Origin of the sequence: Aeromonas sp. HMWF014 (genome assembly GCF_963878295.1) — a bacterium.
Lineage (GTDB): Bacteria > Pseudomonadota > Gammaproteobacteria > Enterobacterales > Aeromonadaceae > Aeromonas > Aeromonas popoffii.
Window position 1 is genome coordinate 1 of record NZ_CAWNYS010000582.1, and the last position, 3,035, is coordinate 3,035.

The window sequence follows — 3,035 nt, forward strand, 5'->3', positions numbered from 1 at the left end:
GTGTGCTCAACCGTCAGGCGCTGGACTACGAGACGCTGCCGCAGGAGGGGGAGTACATGCTGCCCATCTTGCTGGCGCAGTGGCCGCAGGATTATGTGGAGCAGCGGGTACGGACGGTCAGCCAGCTGTCGACACTCACCTTGCGAGACTTGGCCCGCCGCTGGCTCGATCCCGATGACATGGTGATCCTGGTGGTGGGGGATGCCAAGGTGCTGGCTCCCGCGCTCGCCACCCTGGGTTGGCCGGTGCAGCGGCTCTCTGCCGCCCCTTGATGAGAGTGTTTTTCGGTGCTGATATCAACAGCCCGCCCCATTTGCAGGGGGCGGGCTGTTTTTTTAAGCCGTGAAAGGGGCCAGGGTATCAGGTGATGGCCAGTGCCGCCGCCAGATCGGCGATCAGATCGTCGGCATCTTCCACCCCGATGCTGAAGCGGATGAGATCGTCATTCACTCCGGCGGCGAGACGGCTCGCCTCGTCCATGGCGGCGTGGGTGGTGCTGGCAGGATGACAGGCCAGGCTCTCCAGATCGCCCAAACTCACCGCCTGCACGAACAGCTGCAGGTTGTCGAGCAGGGTGGCACAGCGGGCAAAGCCGCCTTCCAGCTCTATGCTCACCATGCCGCCAAAGCCACTGGCGAAGGCGCCGAGGGCGTCGTGGCCCGGGTGGCTGACGAGGCCCGGGTAGATCACCTTCTTTACCGCCGGGTGGGCAGCCAGGAACTCGGCCACTTTCTGCGCGTTGTGCAGGTGGGCATCCATGCGCAGCGGCAGGGTCTTGACCCCGCGCTGCAGCAGGTAGGCCTCCTGCGGGCCTATGGGGGATCCTATGTGTTTGAGGGCCACGGTGCGGATGGATTTCATCAGCGCGTGGGAGCCAGCCACTACCCCGGCGATGATGTCGCCGTGGCCACCCAGATACTTGGTGCCGCTGTGCATCACGATATCGATGCCAAGCTCCAGCGGGCGCAGCAGGTAGGGGGTGAGGAAGGTATTGTCACACACGCTGATGGCCCCCACCTTGCGGGCTGCTTCCACCACCAGTCGTGGATCCACCACCTTGAGGGTCGGGTTGGTCAGGGTTTCGAACAGTACCACCTTGGTGGCGGGGCGAATATTGGCCAGCAGATCCTGATCGCTCTCGTAGGCGGTGACTGTGATGCCAGCGCGGCTGAAGGTCTGTTTGAGAAACGCATCTGTGCCGCCGTAGAGCGGGCCAATATAGGCCACCTCATCGCCGCTGTCGGCCAGGGCATACATGATGGCGCTGACCGCTGCCATGCCGCTTGCCACCACCAGCGCTTCGTCGGCGCCCTCAAGGGCGGCCAGTTTCTGCTCCAGCTCGGCTGTGGTGGGGTTGCCAAAGCGGCTGTAGATAAAGCCGGGGGCCTGACCTGCGAAACGCTCCTTGCCCGCCTGGGCATTGAAGTAGCTGAAGGTGCTGCTCTGATAAATAGGGGTGGTGAGGGCGCCGGTCTGGGGATCGATCCGTTGGCCGCTGTGCACGCTCATGGTTTTGAATTTCATTCTATTACTCCGTCATTGCCAGGCTTGTGGCTTAACTGCTTGTGTCATCTGGATGGCGGGACGCTGCGGCATCCCACGTCTAATCGGTGTGGCAGCGTCAGGCTGGCTGCGGTTGGCGCCACTCGCTGTTTGTCGTCTGCCCGCTTGCCGGCTGCTGGTTGGCTGAAGCCGGGGCGGCGGCATAGTGGCGGGCTGCCACGTCGGGGTGGGAGCGCAGCCGCCCTTTGAGCACGTTCTCCCCCACCTGATAAAAGAGCGGGTTGGCGGGGTCGCTCTCGGGCCCTTGTGCCTGCGCCGCCAGCTCGGGGGAAAGGGTGAGCAGGGGCACGGTGGCATCGAGCCGCGCCGCCATAAAGAAGGCGCAGGAGAGGCGTGATACCCCGGGCGGCGGGCTCACCACCCGGTGCAGGGTCGCCTTGAGATAGCCGTTGGAGGCAAGCTCCAGCAGTTCGCCGATGTTGACCACCAGGGTCCCCGGCAGGGGCGGGACCGGGATCCAGCCGGTGGCAGTCTCCACTTCCAGCCCTGAGTGATGGTCCTGCATCACCAGGGTCAGGTAGCCGGGATCCTTGTGGGCGCCGACACCCTGACTGCTGCCGCCCGCCTCTTGCCCCGGGTAGTGGATCAGCTTCATGTGCTGGTAGGGAGCGCCGTGAATGCTCCCCTCGAACACCCCGACCGGCTGTTCCAGCACCTCGGCAAAGGCGGCGAGCAGGGTGAGGGTGATGTCGCTCAGCCGTTCCTGCCAGGCCAGCAACTGCGTTTTCATCTCGGGCAGGGCGGCGGGCCACTGGTTGGGGCCTATCAGCCGCTGCCAGGGGGAGTGGATATGGTCTGCATCGAGCGCACTTGCTTCATTCATAATGTCGAACTGCTCGCGCCGGTCCGGCCGCTGGCGGGTGAGCTCGGCACCCACCCGGTTGTAACCGCGAAAATGGGGAGAGAGCACCATCTGCACCGTGCGTTTTTCCGGCTCCGGCAGGGCGAAAAAGCGGGCCGCCAGCGCCAGGGTCTCTGTCTGCTGCGCCTCGCTCAGGCCATGGCCTGTCAGATAAAAAAAGCCAATTTCGCGGGCCGCTCGGCCAAGCTGGGCCAGCATCTGGCGACGAGTGTCAGGGGCGCCTTCGAGTGCGGCGAGATCGATGATCGGCAGTGGTGAATGTGCCATGTGCACCTCCTCATTGTCTGAGCGCCGGGCTGTTTTCCGGCCACTCAGTGCAAAAACGACAGCGCGTCGATCGGTGGTGAGCCACCGGGCCGATCGGTAAAGATGGCGCCATTTGGATTGAGGGTGATGCTACTGTTCGGCGTTATAAGACGGAAACAACAAATTATTCTTAGTTATATACAAAAATCGAAATAGAATTCGACACTCATTCGGGTGGGTGTTTATTGAGCGGTCTATGGGACTTGGTACCGACGGTCCCACCAGCGCAGCGAGCATCCGGCTATTGCGAGAACAAGCGTCTGGCTGGCATAGCGGTCACTGGCGGGAGTGGGCCGGGCTATCG

General features: G+C 63.3%; 3 protein-coding genes. 1 reads left to right on the top strand and 2 read right to left on the bottom strand.

Annotated elements, in window-relative coordinates:
* The coding region (locus AAC083_RS22315) for a hypothetical protein (protein ID WP_146181769.1) at nucleotides 1-272 on the top strand (272 nt) is incomplete at its 5' end.
* A gap of 88 nt (nucleotides 273-360) precedes the next feature.
* On the opposite strand, the gene AAC083_RS22320 is transcribed toward AAC083_RS22315, so the two are convergent.
* Together AAC083_RS22320 and AAC083_RS22325 are read right to left on the bottom strand one after the other, a co-directional pair.
* The gene (locus tag AAC083_RS22320; RefSeq protein WP_108537746.1) at nucleotides 361-1,524 is read right to left on the bottom strand and encodes a trans-sulfuration enzyme family protein; all 1,164 of its coding nucleotides are present in this window, start codon (nucleotides 1,522-1,524) and stop codon (nucleotides 361-363) included.
* A gap of 97 nt (nucleotides 1,525-1,621) precedes the next feature.
* Complete coding sequence (locus AAC083_RS22325) at nucleotides 1,622-2,692, bottom strand: isopenicillin N synthase family dioxygenase (protein ID WP_108537747.1); 1,071 nt, start codon at nucleotides 2,690-2,692, stop codon at nucleotides 1,622-1,624.
* Between the last annotated feature and the right edge of the window lie 343 nt (nucleotides 2,693-3,035).

Bases quoted from the DNA above. Each gene is read 5' to 3' on its own strand.
- AAC083_RS22320 (WP_108537746.1), bottom strand. From the start codon at position 1,524: ATGAAATTCAAAACCATGAGCGTGCACAGCGGCCAACGGATCGATCCC.
- AAC083_RS22325 (WP_108537747.1), bottom strand. From the start codon at position 2,692: ATGGCACATTCACCACTGCCGATCATCGATCTCGCCGCACTCGAAGGC.